This window comes from Actinoplanes sp. ATCC 53533, from assembly GCF_003947245.1.
In genome coordinates, this window is the sequence record NZ_QHHV01000041.1 from 1 (window position 1) to 15,016 (window position 15,016).

Genomic DNA, 15,016 nt, shown 5'->3' on the forward strand with positions numbered 1-15,016 from the left:
AGCGGGTTGTATCCGCGTAGGTAGACGTTGTAGCCGCCGACCTTGGCGTGGCGAACCCGATGSCCTGTTTCTGTTTGCCGTAGACGCGGCGCAGCATCGAGTCGATGTCCACAAAGCACAGCGTGTCGGCGCCGTCCAGTAGCGGCACCCGGCCGGCCAGGCCGATCAAGGTGTCGCGGGCGGCGGCCTGCAACTGCCGCACGTGGCCGTGGGTGAACGTGCGCAGGAACGATCCGAGCGTCGAGGGCGCGTACACGCTGGTGAACAGCGACCGCATGCCACCGTGTCGGGCGATGTCGAGGTCGTCGATGCTGTCCGCGCCGGCGAGCATCGCCGCGACGATCGTGGCGAGCTTGCCCGCGGGGTTCGACCCTTTGTCCGTCGGCAGCCGGACCCGGCCGGCGACCGCGTCGTGCAGGCCGACCTGATCGGCCAGGCGCATCACCGGCACGAGCCCGGCGCACGACACGAGATTCGGATCGTCGAACGTTGCGCGCACGACTGGCGTGTCTTGGCGTAATCTCACCTGCGAGGTGCCCTCTCGAACCGGTGGAATAGAAGCGTCGTAACTCCTATCCTCCCAGTTCAGAGGGCACTTTCTATATCGGCACGCCGCCACCCATCAACATTCATCGGTGGATCGAGGCTAAGCTCAGCCAGAGACGCTGATGACGTCTTTGCCACAGAGAATGCCGACGTTGTGGGGCGAGACGGGTCCGAGCCCATCGAACGGCTGACCCTTGGGGCAGCCCTGGGCCGCTCTCTCGCGGCCGGTGTGCATGTCCACGATGTACACCCCCGACTCCGCCTCCAGGAACAGCAGATCGTTCCGGTGGATCGCCTTGAGCTGGGCTGTGCCCGCCAGGTTGGGTCGGACGCTCACGGTCCACAAGGCGAGGTTCGGCGCCCGCACCGAGAGGCCGATCAACTGCCACGATTGCGAGGCGGGTCGCCACAGCGGAATCACGGCGGTGACGAGGGCGCTGTCCTCGGTGATCCACCAGTCATCGGTCTTACGGACGGATCCGTCCGGCAACTCCAGCCGGCCGGTGGGGAGCCCGTTCACGTAGACGTCCGCCGCTCGGCAGCTGTCCGCTGTCTGCTTTGTCCAGACCAGCACCACCACCGATACGCCTTGGAGCTTGTCTGTCGCGCACCCCGACAGAATCGGTCGGTATTGGCTGTCGAGCAGCACACCATGCGCTTTCGCGTACGAGGTGAGCCGTTGCAGCGCGTGGCCGTCCCAGCGGCCGCGGATGAGGGGCAGGCTGGCGGCGACGATCCCGATCACCAGGAAGGCGACCACCGTGCCGCTGCCGCCGTCGAGCCAGCGCCGTCGCCAGAACTGGCGCACGGCGATGATCATGATGGTTGCCGGGGTCAGCAGCAGCAGGCCGACCAGAAGGTCGATCCCGAGGTAAGTGCCGTCGATGCTGTAGGCCTCCGGCGAGAAGCCCGGATTCGTCCAGGTCCGGGTGGCCGATGTCCCGACGATGCCGGACGTCACCAGGGTCGCCGCGGCAAGGAGCAACCAGCGGCGCTGGCGCCTTCGACGGCGTCGTCGGTCCTGCCGCTTGGCCGGTGCGGTGTGCGGCGCCGTCGACCGGGCCTCGTCCTGGCCCGCGCTCGCCAGCAACGCCAGCCGGGCCTCGTCTCGTTCGGCGATGGCGGCTTTGCAGGTCAGTGCCGCCACGGCAAGCGGACCGAGACGCGCATCGCCGCCGTCCGCCGTGACACGCGCGTCCAGCACCAGGCGTAGCCACCAGGGCGGCATGTCCCGATGCGGCGGCAACTCCCGTCCCACGGGGTCGAGAATCATGAGCAGCAACTGAGCGGCGATCGCCTCCTCTGTGGGGCGGGCCGCAGCCGGCACCTCGTCGATCGCGGCCCGCGCCGACGGCAGCACGTCGTCCCATCGCGAGGCGGCGGCCAGCAGCACGCCGCAGGCATTGCCGGGACCGCAGGGGTGTCCCAGGTCCGAGCAGTCGTGGCGGGAGAGCGTGCGCAACACGTTGTGGTGGTGGATGTCGGCCACGATGCGGGCGGCATCCGGGTGGCCGTCGACGGCGGCGGTGGCGATGGCAGCCAGGCCGGCAGCGTTCGCCCGCCAGCCGCGGAACGCGGCGTGGAGATGCGGCGCGAACGTGGCGATGAAGATGGCCGCCGCGGCCTCAGCCGCCGCGTGATCGCGCGGAGGCTTACGCAGAATGCTGCGCTCCAGGTTGCGGTCGCCGACGTCGTGATCGATCCAGTCGTAGAGCGCGCAGCGTTCCTCTTCGGAGACGAACAGGTCCGCGGCTGCCTCCGGCCGGCCGGCCATCGCCTCGGCGAGCGCGGTGGGAGTCGCGCGGTTCTCCCGAGCGAAGTGGAAGGGCGGGAATCGTGGGGCGAAGAAGTACGGCGTGCGGGTCACCCTCGTGGCGGCGATCGCAACCGGTATGCCGTTTCCCGCCTTGCCGGGAACCCGCGCGACGCGGATCTCCTTCTGCAGACCGGTTGCGAAGTAGGACGGTGTCTGCCGTCCGGCACACCGGACCTTGTCGTACGCGTATCTGTACAACTCCCCGGTCTCGACCCAGCCGTCGCCGTCCAGGTCCGCCGCGCCGGTCCGCAGGCCCTCGATGACCGCCTCGGTGAAGTGCGACGGCGTCGGCCGGTCGAGCACCACGTGGTCACCCTCGTAGGCGAGCTCATACTCGTTGCAGGCCGTCAGGCAGACGTAGCCGCGCGAGCCGCCGATCTCACCATCCAGCGGCCGCGGCGAACTCTTGGCGAAGCCGCGCGCGAACGCCCCGCTGTAACAGCAGTCAAGCAACAGCAGCCGGCCGCCGGCGACCGTGTGCTCGAGCTGATCGGAGACGAACGCGGCCGGGACAGCGGTGCTCGCCGGGCGAGCGAACCGGGTCCTGGTGGTGGCGAAGTGCAGTCGCCCGTGAATGTCCTGCAGGCCATGGCAGGAGAAGTAGACCAGCACGAGGTCATCGCTCTGGCGCTCGGCCACGAGATCCTCCAGTGCCCGGCGGATCTGGTGGTCGGGCGCATTCTCCAGCACGGTGACGTCGAAGCCGCCGATCATCGGATCCCGCAGTAGAGCGGCCAGCCCACGGACATCTTGGGCCGGCGACCTCAGCTGCGCGAAGTACGGGTCCTCGTAATCGCTGGCCGCCACGAGCAGGGCATAGCGACCCACGGTCAGGCTTCGTCGATCTCGGCGGCGGAATCCGTCCGGCGCAGCCACGCTTCCAGCGCGACGTGGCCGTCGCGCGCCGACCCGGCCTCAAGAATGAAAACCTCGTCACCGCGACGAATCTCGATACGCCGCTTCTCCGCACGTCGCACGGAGGCGAGCAGCACCTGACTCAGTGTCCGCAGGCCGGCCGCCGAGATCAACCCGCTGAGCACCAGCGAAGTCACCGTACCGACGCCGCTCTTCGCGCCCGGCGGCGTCGATGCGGCAGCCGGCTCGGCGGCGATCCCGGCGCGCCGCAGGTCACCATGCAGTTGGCTCAGCGTGTCACCGTGTCCGACGGTCGATACGGTGATCACAAGGCAGCCGGACCGGTGCATGAACACTCCCCGTAGTCACTGAAAGGCACGCGACACCATCACCCGCCGTGACCAACCTTGCAAGCCTTGTGTCGCGAATTTGCACCCGTTCATTAATTCCGATGACTACTGATCGGTAGGCCGTCACCCATTCCGGGGATGGACGGCGCGGACGCGGACACCGGCACGCTCAGCGCCGCCCGGTGCCCAGTTCACCGGACACCGGGCTCGCGGATCCGCTTTCTACCAGCACCGATGCCTGGCGCAGGCGGTGTGCCGCCCAACGCCCAGCCAAGGTCCACGGTCCCGCGACGCCGACGGCGATCGCCGCCTGCCCGACCACGTCTATCCGCGGCGCACCGAACGGGTCCGGGCTTGACGTCGGACGCATCTTGATCCACGCACCGTGACCGGCTGGCACGTGATGTGACGACGCCTCGGCCGTCTTCGCCCAATTACTGACAGTAGCCCCTAACGGGCGTCCCAGAATTCGCACTGGTGCTCGGCGGCCAGGCTCGCGTCGCTGATGAGCCGGCTCTGGCCGCCGGCGCGCAGGGACAGCACGCCGCGGGCGGACCAGCCAGGCGAGCCGGTGCGGGCGAAGGCGCCCCAGGCCTGTTTCATGTCGCGGGCCAGCCGGCGCTCGGCGCGGTCGAAGGTCGGCGCGATCGGCGTGCCGTTGTCGAAGCTCGGGAACAGGTACGCCAACTCCGCCGCGTGCCCGGCGCCCCAGACGTAGCCGGGGATCGGGGTCAGCCCCGGGCCGGTGCGGTGGCCGAACTCATACGACCAGGTCCGGGTCCAGCGGGCGAAGTCGTGGCTGAGCGCGCGCTGCGGGCAGCCGCCGATGCCGGCGATCAGGCCCGCGTCGGTCATGATCGCGCCGACCAGGTACGCGGCGGTGAACCGGTCGGCGGTGGCGGGCCACGGGTAGCGGGCGAGCACGGGCGCGCCGCCGTTCTGCGCCACCCAGGCCTCGTACTGCTCGCGGGCCGCGCCGATGAACCCCTGCGCGAAGGTCCGGCCCTCGTCGCGGTTGGCGCCGATCACCACCGGCACCCGGGCGAAGTCGCCGTTCGCGACCGCCACCGCCGGATCGGCCGGCAGCGTGAGCGTGCCGCGGACCAGTGCGAAGCCGCTCGACGGCGCGTCGATCAGCCGGGCCACCGAGGTGTTCCGCAGACACGCCACGTTCGTGCAGCCCACCGCCGTGGCGAGCGCCGTACCGGCGGCCTCGGCCGCCGGCTGCGTACGGGTCAGGCACGATCCGCTCTGGATCATCGCCTGGTTGAGCAGTCCCCCGGAGCCGGGTGCGACGAGGTGCCCGCACACCGACCAGCCGCCGGCCGACTCACCGCCGACGGTGACCCGGGCGGGGTCGCCGCCGAACGCCGCGACGTTGCGCTTGATCCACCGCAGCGCGGCCTGCTGATCCTGGAAGCCGTAGTTGCCGGACTCGCCGGCCTCGGCGGTCAGGCCCGGCAGCCCGAGGAAGCCGAGCACGCCGAGGCGGTAGTTGAAGGACACGCCGAGCACGCCGGTGGCACGCACCATGGCGGCCATGTCGGCCTGGTTCGAGCTGCCGTTGGTCAGGCCGCCGCCGTGGATGAAGACGTAGACCGGGCGGCGCTCACCCTTGCGCAGGCCGGTGGGGCGCTGCACGTTGACGAACAGGCAGTCCTCGGCCTCGGTGCGCGCGCCGTTGGTGCTGGCCGCGGCGGCGCAGCGGGCGCCGTACGCGGTGGCCGGGGCGGTGCCGGGCCAGGCGGCGGCCGGTTGCGGTGGCCGCCAGCGCAGGCCGCCGACGGGCGGGGCCGCGTACCGGATGCCCAGGAAGCTCTCCACTCCCGGCGCGCGCACGCCCTGCACGGCGCCGCGGTCGGTCCGGACCACAGGCCCGCCGCGGCCCTGGGCGGCGGCCGCCCCGGGCAGGACGACCGTGACGGCAAGGGCGGCGCCGATCAGCGCGGGAACGAGTCGCATGTGGATCAGCCCACTCCCGGTCACGGTCCCGTGTCAATACAGTGACGTCGATGTTTCCGATGGCGGACAGTTAGGCTGGCCGAATGGGCCAGCAGCGCACCTATCCGCACGGTGTCACGTCCTGGATCGACACCGAGCAGCCGGACATCGAGGCCGCCCGCCTGTTCTACACCGGGCTGTTCGGCTGGCGGCTGACCGAGGCGATGCCGCCCGGCGCACCCGGGTCGTACCTCGTCGCCACCCTCGACGAGCAGGACGTCGCTGCCCTCGCGCCGGCCCCGGCCGGCGCCGCGGCCAGGTGGAACACCTACGTCGCCGTCGACGACGCCGACGCCACGGCGGCCGCCGTCACGACCCACGGGGGGACCGTGATCGCGGCGCCGCAGGACGCCGGCCCGGCCGGTCGCGCCGCCACCTGCAGCGACCCGTCCGGTGCGGAGTTCCGGCTCTGGCAGGCCGGCCGGCGGCCGGGCGCCCAGCGCGCGAACTTGCCCGGGGCGTGGAACTTCAGCGACCTGCACACCGCCGACCGGGACGCCGCGATGGCCTTCTACCAGCCGTTGTTCGGCTGGCGGGCCGCCGACCTCGGCCAGGGCGCCGGAACGATGCTGCAGGTGCCCGGGTACGGCGACCACCTCGCCGCCACCGTCGACCCCGGCATCCACGAACGGCAGGCCTCGGCGCCGGCCGGATTCGCCGACGTGATCGGCGGCCTGGTCGTGATCGGCGCCGGCGAGACACCCCACTGGCACGTCACCTTCACCGTGGCCGACCGCGACGACAGTGCCGCCACCGCGGAGCGCCTCGGCGCCACCATCGTCAGGTCCTCCGACACCATGTGGACCAGGGACGCGCTGGTGCGCGACCCCCAGGGCGCCGAGTTCACGGTCAGCCAGTTCACCCCGCCCGACGGCACCTGGTAGACCGCGCCTCCCTCCGGGAGCTGATCCGAGGGATGCCTGGCAGCAAATTGGCGCGCGGGCGTCCATGACCTGCACTCGGGCACGCCCACAGGCCGGCTGCTCACGATCACCCGTTCGCGTCCCGGTCATCTCGATGTCGGCCGGCCGCCTTCCGCGCTGCCTAGCGTCACCCGGCATGAACGAGCTTGCGAGCGAATCATCAACTCCGCGCCCGACGAATGTCATCGCCGGAGCGCCGGCGGAGGCGATGGCCATCAGCGCGATGCCCGAGTGGGCCGACCCCGCCGTACCTGATCAGCAGCTGGACCGGCAGGGCCTGAGCCGGCGCGGCATGCTGCGCCGCGCGGGCCTGTTCGGCGCCGGTTTCGCCGCGGCCGCCGCGCTGGGACCCGCCGAGGCCGCGTCGGCCACCCCGGCGTCCGATCCGGAGCTGGTCTACCTCGTCGGCGATCACCATGTGCACACCGTGTACAGCCACGACGCGAAGTACACCGTCGCGCAGACCGCCCGGCGGGCGGCGCAGTTCGGTCTCGACTGGATGGTCTGCACCGAGCACAGCAACCTCGGCCACGACCGGGTCGGCGCCGAGCTGGAGCACACCGACATCCCCGCCGCGCGGGCGGAGAACCCCCGGTTGCTGATCTTCCAGGGGCTGGAGTGGTACATCCCGGGCGCGGAACACGCCACGGTCTTCACCGCTCCCGGACCCGGCGAGGTGTCCCTGCTGCGCGACTTCGAGCGGGCCTTCGACGGCAAGCTGCTCGCCTCCGCCGACGAGGCGCTGGCCGTGGCGGCGCTGAAGTGGCTGGCCTCCCGGCCGGCCGAGACGCTGGTGCTGGCCAACCACCCGTCGCGGCTGGGCATCGACTCGCCGCACGAGTTGCGCGCGTGGCGCGACGCGGCCCCCGGGATCATGATCGGCATGGAGGGTGCTCCCGGCGCGCAGGGTGCGGCCGTGCCGGGCCTGCGCGGGGCCACCAGCGTCCGCGGCGAGTACGAGAACAAGCCCTCCGCGCAGTCCTGGCCCGGCTATCCCCCGGCGGCGTACGTGACCTACGGCGGCTTCGACTGGATGACCGCCACCGTCGGCGGCCTGTGGGACGCGCTGCTCGCCGAGGGCCGGCTCTTCACGGTCACCAGCAACTCCGACAGCCACCGGACCGTCTTCGACACCCTGCGCAACGGCGACTGGGCGCCCGGGGCGAGCTTCGACACCACCGGCAGGGTGCCCGACCCGGTCGAGGCCGGCTCGCCGCAGCCGGGCAGCGACTTCTGGCCGGGCCAGTTCAGCCGTACGCACGTGGGCGTGACCGGGTACGGCTACCGCCAGGTGATGGAGGGGCTGCGGCGGGGCCGGGTCTGGGTCGACCACGGCCAGTTGGTCGACGGCATCGACGTCCGGCTGAGCACGTCCGGCGGGCGGGCGGCCACCCTGGGCGGACGGCTGCGGGCACGGCGCGGCGAGCGGCTGACCCTGACGGTCACGGTGACCACCGCGACGCGGCCGAACCTGCACGGGATCGTGCCACGACTGGCGTACCTCGACGTCATCCGGGGCGCCGTGCGCGGTCCCGCCCGCGACCGGGACGCGTGGCGGGCGCCGGACACCCGGGTGATCGACACCGCCGACGTCTCCCGGCGGGCCGGCCGGTACACCCTGCGGTTCACGCTGACCGCCCGGGAGTCCTCCTACCTGCGGATCCGTGGCGCGGACGGGCGCCGCAACGGCCCGGGCCAGCTCGGCCGGCGGATCGACCCGCACGGCCCGCTGGCCCATCCGCCGGGGGACGGCGACCCGTGGCTGGACACCTGGCTCTACACGAACCCGATCTTCGTGGATGTCTCCTGACGGCCCGTTGTCCACCGGGTCCGGGCCGGCCCCGGGAGAAGTCACTACTATCGCGGGGTGACTTCCGCCCCCGAGATCTCCCGGTCCGCCGCCACCGACGTGCTCAACAGGGTCTTCGGCTATGCCGCCTTCCGCGGTGAGCAGCGCGAGATCATCGAGCACGTCGTGGCCGGCGGTGACGCCCTGGTGCTGATGCCGACCGGCGGCGGCAAGTCGCTGTGCTACCAGATCCCGGCGCTCGTGCGCGACGGCGTCGCCGTGGTGATCTCCCCGCTCATCGCCTTGATGCAGGACCAGGTCGACGCGCTGCGCACCCTCGGCGTGCGGGCCGGCTTTCTCAACTCGACGCAGGACGTCAACGAGCGCCGGCGGGTCGAGCAGGCCTTCGTCGCCGGCGAGCTCGACCTGCTCTATGTCGCGCCGGAAGGGCTCGGCGTCCCGTCCACCCAGCGCCTGCTGGACCGCGGCCGGATCGCGCTCTTCGCCATCGACGAGGCGCACTGCGTGTCGCAGTGGGGCCACGACTTCCGTCCCGACTATCTCAACCTATCGATGCTGCACGAGCAGTGGCCCGACGTGCCGCGCATCGCGCTGACCGCCACGGCCACCTCCGCCACCCACGCCGAGATCGCCGAGCGCCTCGACCTGACCGGCGCCCGGCACTTCACCGCCAGCTTCGACCGCCCCAACATCCAATACCGCATCGTCGCCAAGAACGAGCCCCGCCGGCAGCTGCTCGACCTGCTGCGCACCGAGCACCCCGGCGACGCCGGCATCGTCTACTGCCTGTCGCGGGCCTCGGTGGACAAGACAGCCGAGTTCCTGGTGCAGAACGGCATCGCGGCGCTGCCGTACCACGCCGGTCTCGACTCGCGCACCCGCGCGGCCAACCAGTCCCGGTTCTTGCGCGAGGACGGGCTGGTCATGGTGGCGACAATCGCGTTCGGCATGGGCATCGACAAGCCCGACGTGCGCTTCGTCGCCCACCTCGACCTGCCCAAGTCGGTCGAGGGCTACTACCAGGAGACCGGTCGCGCCGGGCGCGACGGCCTGCCGTCCACGGCCTGGCTGGCGTACGGGCTGCAGGACGTGGTGCAGCAGCGCAAGATGATCGAGACGTCCGAGGGCGACTTCGCGCACCGGCGCAACCTGGCCGCGCACCTCGACGCCATGCTCGCGCTCTGCGAGACGGTGGAGTGCCGGCGCGGCCGGCTGCTGGCCTACTTCGGCCAGCGCGGGGCGGAGGCCTGCGGCAACTGCGACACCTGCCTGAGCCCGCCCGAGTCCTGGGACGGCACGGTGCCGGCGCAGAAGCTGCTCTCCACGGTGCTGCGGCTGCAGCGCGAGCGCGGCCAGAAGTTCGGCGCCGGCCAGTCCATCGACATCCTGCTGGGCAAGACCACCGAGAAGGTCACCCAGTTCCGCCACCACGAGCTGAGCGTCTTCGGCATCGGCGCGGAGCTGCGCGACGTCGAGTGGCGCGGCGTCGTCCGGCAGTTGCTGGCCCAGGGCCTGCTCGCGGTGGAGGGCGACTACGGCACGCTGGTGCTGACCGACGAGAGCGGCAGCGTGCTGCGCAAGGAACGCCAGGTCATGATGCGCCGCGAGCCGGAACGCACCGGCCGGGCGCCGAAGGCGCGCACGAGCAAGGCGGCGCCGGCGGCGGACCTGCCGGCCGAGGCGGCGCCGGTGTTCGAGCGCCTGCGGGCCTGGCGGGCGGCGGCGGCCAAGGAGGCCGGGGTGCCGGCGTACGTGGTCTTCCACGACGCCACGCTGCGACAGATCGCCACCCAGCGGCCGGGCAGCCTGGCGGAGCTGTCCACGGTGAGCGGGGTAGGCCAGAGCAAGCTGGAGAAATTCGGCGACCAGGTGCTGGCGGCGCTGCAGGAAGCATGAGGCAGCCCGGACCAGCGGCTGGGCCGCGCCGGCGACGACCTGCGGCGCACCTTGGCCCGGCTTTCAGGCCGGCCGGCTACGCGTCCTGGGGCCGGTCCGGGCCGGCGCCCGGCCAATCCGGGCCGGCCGCCGGTGGTTCGCCCGGCGGGCCGACCATGGCGTCGGTGCCCGCGGTGCGGACGGCGCCGGCCGCGAGCAGCGCCGAGGCCAGCAGCAGAGCAGCCGTCGCCGTGGCCGCGTCGAGGTGCCAGTCGGGGGCGGCAACGGCGGCGAAGGACACGTCGATCCGCAGGCCCGGCTCCAGGAACGCCGAGCTGGTCTCGAAACCCCCGCCGCCGAACGACCACCACGCGCCGGCCGCGTCCTCCGCCCGGTCCGCCGTCGTGACCTGCAGCAGCAGGGCGCCGGCCGGCAGCAGGAACCAGCGGTCCGCCCGCGACACCGCCAGCACCAGCGCCAGCCCGGCCAGCACCGTGGCCGCGAACCCCGGCGCGAAGTGCCAGATCAGCACCGCCGCCTCCCGGTTCGACAGGAACGGGTCGCGCTGCGCCCCGGCGGCAGCATGCGCCACGGCCGCGACCGGTCCCAGCGCCACCAGGCCGGCCAGCGCGGTCAGCCACACCGGCCGCCGGAACTGCGGCAGCGCCGCCACGCCCAGCACGAGCGCCGCGGCGGCGATCAGCAGCAGCACCGTGCCGGCGTGGAGCGCGTCCGCCCGCTGCGAGAGGATCGCGTCGAGGCCGGCACGGCTCACGTCCAGCGGCGACACGTCGTCGAGGCCTGCGCGGCGGCTCACGTCCAGCGGCGACACGTCGTCGACGACGGCCCGGCTCACCACCGGGACAGCCGCCAGCACCACGATCCCCGCGCTCAGCGCCCGGCGGGCCACCGGCCGGCGGACGAGCAGCGCGACATATGCCGCGGCCGCCAGCAGCGCGATCGCGCCCGCGGCATCCGGCACCCCGCCGTCGAGATCGGCGAAGGTGGTCAGCACCGACACCGCCGCCGCGCCGGCGAAGACCAAGGGCAGGATCCGGCGAGGGGGCACGGGCCGGATCCTGCCACACCGAAATTGGTCCCGCTGTCCGGATCGCCGCTGCCATGATTCGCCCATGGATTTCCTCGACGCAGTCAATCAGCACCTGGCCGCGATCGGCCGCCGGGACGTGGACGGCTACCTCGCGACCGTGCACCCGGAGGTCAGCCTGATCATGCCGAACGGCACGCTGCTGTCCGGCCACGACGAGCTCGCCACGTTCCACCGGGAGTGGTTCGGCGACCCGGACTGGAGCTGGGAGCTGGACCTGCGGCGCACCGCGACCGCCGGCGACACCGGGATCGCGATCTTCGCGGCCGACTACCACGACCTGGACGGCGAGGGCCGGCCGTACGAGCTGAGCTACCTGCTCACCCTGGTGTTCGCACGCGACGGGGAACGGTGGCTGCTGCTGCACGACCAGAACACCCTCCGATGACCGGCCTCGACGCCGAGACCCGGCGGCTGATGGCCGTCATCGAGGCCAACTGGGACGAGCGCACCCCGATCCACCTGGCCAGCCGCTTCTACGACGTCGGCCGGCGGGACCCGCAGAGCTGGTTCGCCGGCTACGAGTGGACCGACCTGGGCGACCTGACCGGCCGTGACGTGCTGCACCTGCAGTCGCACCTGGGCACCGAGACCGTCGCCTTCGCGCGCCGCGGTGCCCGTACCGTGACCGGTCTTGATCTCTCCGGGGCCGCGGTCGGCGCGGCGCGGGAGATCGCCGCGGCCGCCGGGGTGGAGATCGAGTACGTGCGGGCGAACGTCTACGACGCGGTCGAGGCGCTCGGCGGGCGCCGCTTCGACGTGATCTACACCGGCAAGGGTTCGCTCTGTTACCTGCCGGACCTGGACCGCTGGGCCGGGGTGCTGACCCGGCTGCTGCGCCCCGGCGGGCGGGCCTACGTGGTCGAGTTCCATCCCGTGCTCCAGTCGCTCGGCCTGGTGGGCGCGGCGGACGAGGGGCTCGAGCTGCGGCACGACCTGATCGGCGGCGGCGGGCCGGTCGAGCGGGACGCCACCCGCACCTACACCGACGGCCCGGCCCTGCGGGAGGCCACCACCAGCTACGAATGGGCGCACGGGCTGGGCGAGGTGATCACCGCGGTGAGCGCCGCGGGGTTGACCGTGCGGTCGCTGCGGGAGAGCGACGAGCTGCCCTGGCCGCGCTGGGCCGGCATGGAGCAGACGCCGGACGGGTGGTGGCGGCTGCCGGCCCCGGCGCCACGGGTCCCGCTCTTCTACGCCCTGCTCGCCGAACTACAGCGATAGGAACGCCGGAAACCAGCGATAGGAGCACCGGAAACCTCAGACCGCCGCGGGAACAGCCGATCAATCAGGCCGTGAACCCAACGGTGCCGTTCCCGCTGCCGGGCACACAGCTCGTGCACGTCGGCCGGCAGCCCATCTTCGACCGGACCGGCGACGTCGTCGCCTACGAGCTGCTGTTCCGCGGCAGCATGGACGCCGTCGACGCCGGCCGCCGCGACACCTACGCGACCAGCCAGGTCATCGTCAACACCTTCACCGAGTTCGGCATCGAGGAGGTCGTCGGCGACCGGACCTGCTTCATCAACCTGACCCGCGAGTTCCTGACGGGCGAGCTGGTGCTGCCGTTCGGCCCGGAGCACGTGGTGCTGGAGGTGCTGGAGACCGTCGCGGTCGACGACGAGGTCGTCGCCGGGGTCACCGCCCTGGCGGCACAGGGCTACCGGATCGCGCTGGACGACTTCGTCTACGGCTCGGGCCACGAGCGGCTGCTGCCGCTGGCCTCGTACGTCAAGCTCGACCTGCTGCAGGGCGATCTCACCCACCTGGACCAGATCGTCGCGGCCTGCCGGGAATATCCTGACATCCAGATCGTCGCCGAGGGCCTGGAAACCCCTGGGCACCTGGCGCTGAGCAACCGCTACGGCTTCGAGCTGCGCCAGGGGTACGTGCTGAGCCGCCCGCAGGTCCTCACCGCCACGGCGCTGACCCCGTCGCGGCTGCGCCGGCTGGAGCTGCTCGGCGCGCTCAGCGCGACCGACGCCGACCTCGAGCGGATCCTGACGATCATCGCCGGCGACCCGGCGCTGACCATCCGGGTGCTGCGGGCCAGCAACTCGGCGGCGGTCGGCGCCACCACCAAGATCTCCTCGGTACGGCAGGCCGTCGTCATGCTCGGGGTCCCGCACATCCGGCAGTGGGCCATGCTCATGGTCGTCGACGACGTCGCCGAGGCGACCGAGGTCCAGCTGGCCGACGCGCTGACCCGGGCCCGGCTCTGCGAGAACATCGCCACCGCGTTCGGCGCGGCCTCCGACGCGGCGTTCATGGCCGGGTTGATCACCTCCGTGGCCGCCATGCTGGGCCTGTCCCCCGCCGCCATGGCACACCAGTTGCCGCTGAGCACCGACATCGCGAGCGCCCTGGAACGGGGCACCGGGCCGCTGGGCCAGGTGCTGCGGGTGGTGAACGCCTACGAGCGCGGCGACCTCGCGGAGGTGGCCGAGGCCTACATCGGCGACGACCTCACCGGCACCGTGATGGACGCGATGCGCTGGTCCCGGAGGGCCGTCCAGGCCGCGCAGACCGCCGCCTGACCGCCGCGGGCGGGCGCCTACCGGACCTCGCCGAGCCGGGCGGTCAGGAAGGCCCGCTCGACGTCGTTGTCGGTCAGCGTCAGCGCCTCCTCGTACGCCACGGCTGCCTCGCCCCGGCGGCCCAGCCGGCGCAGGAAGTCGGCGCGGGCCGCGCTGAGGTAGCCGTACGTGGCCAGCGCGGGCTCCGCCAGCAGCGGCGTCAGCGCGTCCAGCCCGGCCTGCGGGCCGTCCCGCTCCCCGAGCGCGACCGCCCGGTTCAGCTCCACGACCGGCGACGGCCACAGCTCACGCAGCACGTCGTAGAGTCCGACGATCTCGGTGAAGTCCGTGTCCGCCCAGGTCGGCGCCTCGGCGTGGACGGCGGCGATGGCGGCCTGCACCGCGTACCGGGAGGGCGGTCCGGCCCGCAGCGCCTCGGCCAGCAGGGCCGCGCCCTCGGCGATCTGGCCGCGGTCCCACCGGCTGCGGTCCTGCTCGGCGAGCAGCACCAGCCGCCCGCCGGCGCCGACCCGGGTGTCGCGCCGCGCGTCGGTGAGCAGCAGCAGCGCCAGCAGGCCGGTGGCCCCGGCGTGCCCGGGCAGCAGCCGGTGCAGCGTCCGGGCCAGATCCAGGGCCGCGTGCACCAGGTCGCGGCGCGCCAGCACCGCCCCGATCGGCGCGGTGTGCCCGGTGCTGAAGACCAGGTGCAGCACCTCCAGCACGGCCTCCACCCGCTCGCCCAGCTCACCCGGGCCCGGCACCCGGTACGGGATCCGGGCCGCGGCGATCTTCTTCTTGGCGCGGGTGATCCGGGCCGCCATGGTGGCGTGCGGGACCAGGAACGCGCGGGCCACCTCGGCCGTGGACAGCCCGCACAGCAGCCGCAGGGTCAGCGCCACCCGCGCGTCGGCCGCCAGCGCCGGGTGGCAGCAGGTGAAGATCAGCCGCAGCAGGTCGTCCTCGGCCGGCCCGGCGGCCGGCTCGTCCATCACCAGCAGCGGCAGGGTGCGGCGCAGCACGGACGCGCGCCGCAACGCGTCCAGCGCCCGGTTGCGGGCGACGGTGGTGAGCCAGGCGCCGGGCCGCTCCGGGATCCCGCCGGTGGCCCAGGTGCTCAGCGCGTGGGTGTAGGCGTCCTGCGTGCACTCCTCGGCCAGGTCGAGATCGCGGGTGACGCGCACCGTCGCGGCGAGCACCCGGGCCCACTCGCGACGAT

General features: G+C 72.6%; 12 protein-coding genes and 1 pseudogene. 6 read left to right on the forward strand and 7 right to left on the reverse strand.

Annotated elements, in window-relative coordinates; genetic code table 11:
- The 5 genes and pseudogenes from DMB66_RS15010 to DMB66_RS15030 all read right to left on the reverse strand — a co-directional run.
- Positions 1-499 (reverse strand): annotated as a pseudogene (locus DMB66_RS15010) (IS1380 family transposase); the annotation flags it as partial.
- A gap of 153 nt (positions 500-652) precedes the next feature.
- On the reverse strand, positions 653-3,190 hold the full coding sequence (locus DMB66_RS15015; RefSeq protein WP_158647245.1) for a caspase family protein: 2,538 nt from the start codon (positions 3,188-3,190) through the stop codon (positions 653-655).
- A 2-nt stretch (positions 3,191-3,192) separates the two neighbouring features.
- Complete coding sequence (locus tag DMB66_RS15020; protein WP_125804699.1) at positions 3,193-3,567, reverse strand: hypothetical protein; 375 nt, start codon at positions 3,565-3,567, stop codon at positions 3,193-3,195.
- A 169-nt stretch (positions 3,568-3,736) separates the two neighbouring features.
- Positions 3,737-3,937, reverse strand: a complete 201-nt coding sequence (locus DMB66_RS15025) for a hypothetical protein (RefSeq protein ID WP_125804700.1) — start codon at positions 3,935-3,937, stop codon at positions 3,737-3,739.
- 80 nt (positions 3,938-4,017) lie between these two features.
- Entirely contained in the window at positions 4,018-5,529 is a 1,512-nt protein-coding gene (locus tag DMB66_RS15030; RefSeq protein WP_125804701.1) for a carboxylesterase/lipase family protein, read from the reverse strand.
- A gap of 83 nt (positions 5,530-5,612) precedes the next feature.
- On the opposite strand from DMB66_RS15030, the gene DMB66_RS15035 reads away from it, so the two are divergent.
- From DMB66_RS15035 to recQ, 3 genes are all read left to right on the forward strand, one after another.
- Complete coding sequence (locus tag DMB66_RS15035) at positions 5,613-6,452, forward strand: VOC family protein (protein ID WP_125804702.1); 840 nt, start codon at positions 5,613-5,615, stop codon at positions 6,450-6,452.
- Between the two features lie 175 nt (positions 6,453-6,627).
- A complete protein-coding gene (locus DMB66_RS15040) occupies positions 6,628-8,301 on the forward strand; it encodes a PHP domain-containing protein (RefSeq protein WP_233624570.1) in 1,674 nt (557 codons plus the stop codon).
- A 57-nt stretch (positions 8,302-8,358) separates the two neighbouring features.
- On the forward strand, positions 8,359-10,197 hold the full coding sequence (recQ, locus tag DMB66_RS15045; protein ID WP_125804703.1) for a DNA helicase RecQ: 1,839 nt from the start codon (positions 8,359-8,361) through the stop codon (positions 10,195-10,197).
- A gap of 76 nt (positions 10,198-10,273) precedes the next feature.
- Here the strand turns inward: recQ and DMB66_RS15050 are convergent, their stop codons facing one another.
- A complete protein-coding gene (locus DMB66_RS15050; protein ID WP_125804704.1) occupies positions 10,274-11,245 on the reverse strand; it encodes a hypothetical protein in 972 nt (323 codons plus the stop codon).
- Between the two features lie 64 nt (positions 11,246-11,309).
- Between DMB66_RS15050 and DMB66_RS15055 the strand changes: the two genes are divergently transcribed.
- The 3 genes from DMB66_RS15055 to DMB66_RS15065 all read left to right on the forward strand — a co-directional run bounded on the left by DMB66_RS15055 (position 11,310) and on the right by DMB66_RS15065 (position 13,821).
- A complete protein-coding gene (locus tag DMB66_RS15055) occupies positions 11,310-11,672 on the forward strand; it encodes a nuclear transport factor 2 family protein (protein ID WP_125804705.1) in 363 nt (120 codons plus the stop codon).
- The gene (locus DMB66_RS15060; RefSeq protein WP_125804706.1) at positions 11,669-12,508 is read left to right on the forward strand and encodes a class I SAM-dependent methyltransferase; all 840 of its coding nucleotides are present in this window, start codon (positions 11,669-11,671) and stop codon (positions 12,506-12,508) included. Before DMB66_RS15055 ends, DMB66_RS15060 begins: the two co-directional genes overlap by 4 nt.
- A gap of 71 nt (positions 12,509-12,579) precedes the next feature.
- Positions 12,580-13,821 carry an EAL and HDOD domain-containing protein gene (locus DMB66_RS15065; protein ID WP_233624571.1) on the forward strand — a complete coding sequence of 414 codons (1,242 nt, stop codon included), beginning with the start codon at positions 12,580-12,582 and terminating at the stop codon, positions 13,819-13,821.
- A gap of 17 nt (positions 13,822-13,838) precedes the next feature.
- On the opposite strand, the gene DMB66_RS15070 is transcribed toward DMB66_RS15065, so the two are convergent.
- Positions 13,839-14,996 carry an RNA polymerase sigma factor gene (locus DMB66_RS15070; RefSeq protein WP_199752364.1) on the reverse strand — a complete coding sequence of 386 codons (1,158 nt, stop codon included), beginning with the start codon at positions 14,994-14,996 and terminating at the stop codon, positions 13,839-13,841.
- Between the last annotated feature and the right edge of the window lie 20 nt (positions 14,997-15,016).

Coding starts and splice junctions, on each gene's coding strand:
- DMB66_RS15030 (WP_125804701.1), bottom strand. CDS start 5,529: ATGCGACTCGTTCCCGCGCTGATCGGCGCCGCCCTTGCCGTCACGGTC.
- DMB66_RS15020 (WP_125804699.1), bottom strand. CDS start 3,567: ATGCACCGGTCCGGCTGCCTTGTGATCACCGTATCGACCGTCGGACAC.
- DMB66_RS15040 (WP_233624570.1), top strand. CDS start 6,628: ATGAACGAGCTTGCGAGCGAATCATCAACTCCGCGCCCGACGAATGTC.
- DMB66_RS15055 (WP_125804705.1), top strand. CDS start 11,310: ATGGATTTCCTCGACGCAGTCAATCAGCACCTGGCCGCGATCGGCCGC.
- DMB66_RS15035 (WP_125804702.1), top strand. CDS start 5,613: ATGGGCCAGCAGCGCACCTATCCGCACGGTGTCACGTCCTGGATCGAC.
- DMB66_RS15060 (WP_125804706.1), top strand. CDS start 11,669: ATGACCGGCCTCGACGCCGAGACCCGGCGGCTGATGGCCGTCATCGAG.
- DMB66_RS15025 (WP_125804700.1), bottom strand. CDS start 3,937: ATGCGTCCGACGTCAAGCCCGGACCCGTTCGGTGCGCCGCGGATAGAC.